General features: G+C 32.8%; 6 protein-coding genes and 1 pseudogene. 5 read left to right on the top strand and 2 right to left on the bottom strand.

Going from position 1 to position 6,850, the window contains the following annotated elements; translation table 11 throughout:
• The 4 genes and pseudogenes from ACOYLP_RS09845 to ACOYLP_RS09830 form a co-directional block, all read left to right on the top strand.
• Positions 1–1,433 (top strand): annotated as a pseudogene (locus ACOYLP_RS09845) (CTP synthase); the annotation flags it as partial.
• A gap of 39 nt (positions 1,434–1,472) precedes the next feature.
• Entirely contained in the window at positions 1,473–3,368 is a 1,896-nt protein-coding gene (gene yidC, locus ACOYLP_RS09840; protein WP_422855998.1) for a membrane protein insertase YidC, read from the top strand.
• A 200-nt stretch (positions 3,369–3,568) separates the two neighbouring features.
• Positions 3,569–3,706: a pyrroline-5-carboxylate reductase family protein gene (locus ACOYLP_RS09835; protein WP_422856000.1), complete on the top strand. Its 138-nt coding sequence runs from the start codon at positions 3,569–3,571 to the stop codon at positions 3,704–3,706.
• Positions 3,696–3,863, top strand: a complete 168-nt coding sequence (locus tag ACOYLP_RS09830; RefSeq protein WP_422855999.1) for a pyrroline-5-carboxylate reductase family protein — start codon at positions 3,696–3,698, stop codon at positions 3,861–3,863. The genes ACOYLP_RS09835 and ACOYLP_RS09830 overlap by 11 nt, the downstream gene beginning before the upstream one ends.
• A gap of 53 nt (positions 3,864–3,916) precedes the next feature.
• On the opposite strand, the gene ACOYLP_RS09825 is transcribed toward ACOYLP_RS09830, so the two are convergent.
• Positions 3,917–4,900, bottom strand: a complete 984-nt coding sequence (locus ACOYLP_RS09825) for a fasciclin domain-containing protein (RefSeq protein WP_422855997.1) — start codon at positions 4,898–4,900, stop codon at positions 3,917–3,919.
• A 429-nt stretch (positions 4,901–5,329) separates the two neighbouring features.
• Complete coding sequence (locus ACOYLP_RS09820) at positions 5,330–5,881, bottom strand: fasciclin domain-containing protein (RefSeq protein ID WP_422855996.1); 552 nt, start codon at positions 5,879–5,881, stop codon at positions 5,330–5,332.
• Between the two features lie 218 nt (positions 5,882–6,099).
• On the opposite strand from ACOYLP_RS09820, the gene ACOYLP_RS09815 reads away from it, so the two are divergent.
• On the top strand, positions 6,100–6,850 hold a 751-nt coding region (locus tag ACOYLP_RS09815; protein ID WP_422855995.1), incomplete at its 3' end, for a toxin-antitoxin system YwqK family antitoxin.

The raw sequence follows: 6,850 nt of genomic DNA, 5'->3' as shown, positions 1-6,850 counted from the left end.
TGTTTTGTAACAGATGATGGAGCAGAAACCGATCTTGATTTAGGTCACTACGAACGATTTTTAAATGTGCCGACTTCACAAGCTAATAATGTAACAACAGGAAGAGTATATCTTTCGGTTATTGAAAAAGAGCGTCGCGGGGAGTTTTTAGGTAAAACCGTTCAAGTTGTTCCTCATATTACCAATGAAATTAAAGAACGCATGCAATTGCTTGGTAAATCAGGCGATTTGATATAGTGATTACTGAAATTGGTGGAACAGTCGGCGATATTGAGTCGTTGCCTTATATTGAATCGGTGCGGCAATTGGTTTGGGAGTTGGGAGAACACAATAGCATAGTTGTACATTTAACATTAATTCCTTATTTAGCTGCTGCAGGCGAATTGAAAACAAAACCAACCCAACATTCTGTTAAAACATTAATGGAAAGCGGAATTCAGGCAGATATTTTGGTTTGTAGAACCGAACACGAATTATCAGATGAATTGCGTCAAAAATTGGCTTTGTTTTGCAATGTAAAACGAGAAGCCGTAATTCAGTCTATTGATGCTTCTACGATTTATGAAGTGCCGAATTTGATGCTTGAAGAAGGTTTGGATCTTGTGGCATTGAAGAAATTAAACTTGCCCAAAAAAGCAGCACCGGATTTGAAAAACTGGAACACTTTTCTTCACCGACTAAAACATCCTAAGCAAACTGTAAATGTTGGTTTGGTTGGGAAATATGTAGAATTGCAAGATTCCTATAAATCTATTTTGGAGTCATTTATTCATGCTGGTGCGGCAAATCAAACCAAAGTAAATGTTATTTCAATTCATTCGGAATATTTAGATGCTAAAACAGCAGAAGAACAGTTAAAAGACTTGGACGGAATATTGGTAGCGCCTGGATTTGGCGGTCGCGGGATAGAGGGAAAAATAGATACGGTTCGCTATGCTCGTGAAAACAATATTCCTTTTTTCGGAATCTGTCTTGGAATGCAGATGGCTGTTATCGAATATTCGAGAAACGTTTTAGGCTTAAAAGATGCAAACTCAACCGAGATGAATGAGAAAACCAAGTATCCGGTTATTTCCATTATGGAAGACCAAAAAACCATAACTGATAAAGGCGGAACAATGCGATTAGGAGCATGGAGATGTGATATAAAAGCAGGAACTTTGGCGCTCAAAATTTATAATAACACTCAAATTACTGAACGTCACCGTCATCGTTATGAATTTAATAATGAGTACAGAGAACAATTAGAAAAAGCGGGATTAATTTGTTCTGGAATTAATCCGGAAACAGGTTTGGTAGAGATTATTGAATTGGAAAACCATCCATTTTTTATAGGAGTTCAATACCATCCAGAATATAAGAGCACAGTTGCGAATCCACACCCAATTTTCGTTAGCTTTGTGGCCGCAATGGTAAAACATAAAAATAAATAATATATCGAAATTATCCCGAAACTTCGGGACAGCATTACTATGGAAGAAAAGAAATTTGATTTTAATACAATTATTGGTTTTGGTTTGATATTCATTATCATTATTTGGATGATGTACAATGGCCAGAAAACCTCTCAAAATGAACGGCTTGAAAAAGCAAGAATCGCCAAAGACAGCATTCAAAAAGCTAAACAAACTGCACCAAAAAAAGTTGCTTTAATTGCTTTAGATTCTACAGTTACAGATTCTGCTAAAATAAAACAATTGCAAGGAACATTAGGAAGTTTTGCCTATTCTTCAACATTGCCTTCTGCTAAAGAAAATTTCACCACTTTAGAGAATGAATTCGTAAGCTTAAAAATAGCCAATAAAGGTGGGTATGTTGTTGAAGCTACTTTGAAAAAGTTTGAAAAATTCAAAAAAAATTCGGGGAAATTAGTTGAATTGATTAAAGATAATAACTCAAGTTTCAATCTTCAATTGCAAACTAAGGACAACAGAGTTTTAAATACAAAAGACTTGTTTTTTGAACCAACATTGACCAAAGTAGGGGAAAATCAAATTCTTTCAATGAAGTTGAAAGCTGGTGTAAATGAATATTTGGAATACAAATATGTTTTAGCGCCAAACAAATATTTAGTTGATTTTGATATACAAACTCGGGGACTAAATACTATTTTAAATACATCAAAGCCGATAGATTTGCAATGGGGTTTGAAATCGTATCGCAACGAAAGAAGTATTTCTTATGAAAATCGTTACGCTGAGATTTATTTCGAGTATGAAGATGGAAAAATCGATTACGTTGCACAAGGAAATGATAAAGAAGAGAACCCTGAAAAGGCAACTTTTATTGCCTACAAGCAACATTTTTTCACGAGTATACTATTAACTAAAACACCATTCGAAAATGCAAAATTGTATTCGAACGACTTAGTGAAAGATGAAAAGAAAGATACCATTTTCACCAAACAGTATAAAGCAACAATGCCATTAGCCTTCAGTAATGGTGAGTTAGACTATAAAATGAATTGGTATTATGGACCGACAGACTATAATACCCTAAAAAGTTACGATAGAAATCTTGAAAAAATTGTTCCGTTAGGTTGGGGAGTTTTTGGTTGGATAAACAAATTTATTTTCATTCCGTTATTTGGATTTTTAAGTTCGTTTATGGGATTGGGAATTGCAATCATTATTTTCACAATACTGATTAAAATTGCAATGTCACCTATTACGTTTAAATCATTCTTATCGCAAGCGAAGATGAAAGTTTTGCGTCCTGAAATTACGGAAATTGGAGAAAAATTTAAAAAAGATCCAATGAAAAAACAACAGGAAACCATGAAGCTTTACAATAAAGCTGGAGTAAATCCGATGGCCGGTTGTATTCCGGCGTTGATACAAATTCCATTTATGTATGCGTCTTTTCAGTTTTTTCCATCGGCATTTGAATTGCGACAAAAAGGCTTCCTTTGGGCAGACGATTTATCTTCGTTTGACCAAATATTCAAATTACCTTTCCATATTCCTCTTTATGGAGATCACGTGAGTTTGTTTCCAATATTGGCTGCAATAGCGATTTTCTTTTATATGAAAATGACTTCAGGTGATCAAGCAATGGCACAACCACAACAAGACGGAATGCCGGATATGGCTAAAATCATGAAAATCATGATATATGTTTCACCTGTAATGATGTTAATTTTCTTCAATAGTTATGGGTCCGGATTGAGTTTGTATAACTTTATTTCCAATTTAATTACCATTGGAATTATGTTGGTTATCAAAAAATATTTTATTGACAGCGAAAAGATTCATGCGCAAATTCAGGAAAACAAAGCCAAGCCAAAAACAGAAAGTAAGTTCCAAAAGAAAATGAGAGAAATGATGGAACAAGCTGAAGCCCAAAAGCAATTGAAAAACAAAAAATAATTTTTTATAATACATTAAAAAAACGCTTTTTAAAAACATATCTTTAAACAGCGTTTTTTTTTAAAGTCATGAAAGTACTAATAATTGGTCGCGGAAACATGGGTAAAACATATGCCAATAGTTTTATCATTTCCCGATTTATCAAACCACAAGATTTTAGTGTTTTGGCTCAGTAATTAAAGCTCTATTAAAAGACTGCCATATTAGAAAGCGGAGCAGCATATGTTTGTTATTTTATGCAAGCTATGATAAAAGCGGCAGTCGATTTAGGATTTAATGAATCGCAAGCCGAGTTGTTAGTTAACCAAACTTTCATGCTCAGTAGCCATACAAAATAGTTATTCTTTATCTAATGTAGAATGGATAGCTAAAGTAGCCTCAAAAGGAGGAACAACAGAAAGTGCCTTAAAAGTTTTTGAAAGAGGAAATTTGGAACAAACATTTGTTGAAGCTGTGAAAGCTGCTAGTGATAGGGCTTTAGAATTAGGATCATAAAAAAAGCGCAGTTAAAAAACCGCGCTTTTCTCTTCTTCATAGCAATGTTTAAATTAAAATGGACGTAACACTTTATTAACTCCATGAATCACTCCATTTGAAGCTTGAATATCAGCTTGGAATACTCTTGATAAAATATTTTGAGTATCCTTAATATCAACAGTAACTGGATTACTTGTTCCAAGAATTACAGTTACATTTAGAACTGGACTTGTAAACATAGGAACCACTTGATTATTTGCCAATTGACTTGAACGAACATTTCCAGCAGTAGTTACATGATATTGTAACACTTTTGTAACTTGAGCAGCAGTTGCACTATAAGCAAAACCACCTGCTCCTAAAGCTGCTGTAAAAGCTGCATTATTTGGTGCAAAAAGAGTGGCTGGTGCTGTAGCAGTAAGTCCTGATAAAGCTCCTAATACTGCAGCTTGATCTGTACTTGTCACAACCGTTTGTAATGTGTCAAAATCAGGATTTGCAATAACATGATTAACTACCGTAGGAATAGCGATAACATTACCTACAACATGGATAACGCCATTACTAGCATCTAAATCTGCAGTGGTTACTGTAGCTCCACCATTTGCTGAACCACCATTTATTGTTACTACACTTCCAGCTTTCTGAACGAACATACTAATAGTTGGTGCATTTACAGAAGTATTAAAAGGTGATAAAGTAGAGGCGTAAGTAGCAGCTGGTAACTCGCCACTTTTAATTTCATCACCAATAACGTGATTTAGTAATATTTTTTTTAGTACTGCAGCATCTACATTTTCTACAGTCACTCCAGTGCCTAGAGAATTAAAAAAAGTAGTAAACGCTGCATTCGTTGGTGCAAATACTGTAAATTGTCCGCTCCCATCTAAAGTACTTACTAGATCAGTACGTTCTAATGCTCTTACTAGAATTGAGAAATCTGCATTATCTGATGCAATATCCACAATGGTTGGTTGACTTTCATTATCATCACTACATGATAATACACTTACCGCTAAAAATGCGATTCCGATAATTTTTGTTAATTTTTCCATAGTTATTTTGTTTAATGTTTAATGCAAAACTAAATTATTTTGTTTAACAAAAAACATAAAAGTTTAAACAAAATAAGTTTTATAAAAAATTTAACACTTTTGTTTAATTTGTATATCAGCTTATTTTAATAAATCCTTAGGTTTATTATTGGTTTTTTTATTTAGTAGCATTCCCATGAGTTAAACAAAACATCGTGATCAACTTAGGGATAATGTATATGATAATAAAATGGTATTTATTTTACAGGAAACAAAATCTAGTATTCTTGCCAAATGTCATGTTGTTGTATTATGATAGTGATTGTTTTTTGAAGTTAAGAAAACAATCATCGAAGCTATAAAAGAGACTAATGTTAGGTCTTTAGAATTAGGATCATAAAAAAAGCTCCTCGATTTGAGAAGCTTTTCATATTGTGAATTATATGATAATTATGAACTTGGCAATAAAACAGCGTCAATAACATGAATAATACCATTAGAGCATTTTACATCTCTAGCAAAAACTCTCGCACTATTGATAAAAACACTTGTTTCTTCAAAGTCACCTAAATCAGTATCATATTCAGGATAGAAAGCATTTGGAGATAAAGTAACTGTAATATTTTGCCCTTGTAATGTAGCAGCTTCTTGACCATCAGATAAATCTGAAGATGAAACTCTAGCACCTAAAACATGATATTTAAGTACATCAGCTAAAAGCACTGGATCAACTTGACTTAAATCAGTTATTCCTAAATTAGCTGCCAAAATATCAAAAGCGTCATTGTTTGGAACAAATACTGTAAGATTACCAGGTTTATCTAATTCTTCTGTTAATCCTGCAAGTTCTACAGCTTCGACAAAAGTGCTCAACTCAGGAGTTGCTTTTGCAATATCAATTATAGTAACTGATTTTAAATTTTTCTCTTCGGAGTCAGTTGAACATGAAAAAGCCACAAAAGCTAGAGCTACTAACGTAATACCTTTAATTAAATTTCTCATTTGGTTTAAGTTTTAAATTTTTCCAAATATAAAAAGAATAATTTAAATTCCCAATAATATCTTAAAAAACAAATATCAGTTAAAAAAATATAGTTATAATTAACTTCTAATCTGTTTATCATATTATTTGAATTTTATATCCGTAAATACTATTTAATCATATTTTTCGTTTTGTATATTAGTTTATTTTTGCAATAAAGTTCAATAAAAAAAATAGTATGAAATATATTTTAGTATGTTTATTAACTTCAATTTCAGTTTTTGCTCAAGACATCAATAAATTAGATGAAAACGGCAAAAAAAACGGATTGTGGAAGGGTGTTTATGAAGGGTCAAAGCGACCAAGATATGAAGGTGCTTTTGAGCATGGAAAAGAAATTGGCACTTTCAAATTCTTTGATGATACCAAAGCGGGAACAGTAATCGCTACTAGAGAATTTAATGCAAAAGACAATTCGTGCTATACTATTTTTTACAATCAAAATAAAAATAAAGTAAGCGAAGGGAAAGTGGTTAATAAACAATTTGAAGGCGAATGGAAATACTACCATGAAGATTTCCCTTCTATTATGACACTAGAATTATATGTAAACGGAAAATTGAATGGCATTAGAAAAGTGTTTTATAAAAGTGGAGAAATAGCTGAAGAAACTACCTACAAGGATGGAATTAAAAACGGCGCTTATAAAAGTTATGCCGAAAACGGAATAGTACTCGAAGAGTCAACATATAAAAATGGTGAATATGATGGACAAGCAATCTTTAGAGGTGTTGATAATCAAATTGCAGCCCAAGGTCTTTTTAAAAATGGGAAGAAAGTAGGAATGTGGAAAATGCTTGTAAAAGGAAAATTAAAAGATGTCAACATGAACTACCAAAATAAAAAATTCAAAAAACCTGAAATGCCGAATCAGGCTGATGTTAAGGTTGAGGTTAAAGATGTGGAAAAACCCAATCCAGACATTGATG

Source organism: Flavobacterium sp., from assembly GCF_049318325.1.
Lineage (GTDB): Bacteria > Bacteroidota > Bacteroidia > Flavobacteriales > Flavobacteriaceae > Flavobacterium.
Note: the sequence above shows the minus strand (reverse complement) of the source record. Positions and strands in the feature narration are given on the sequence as shown.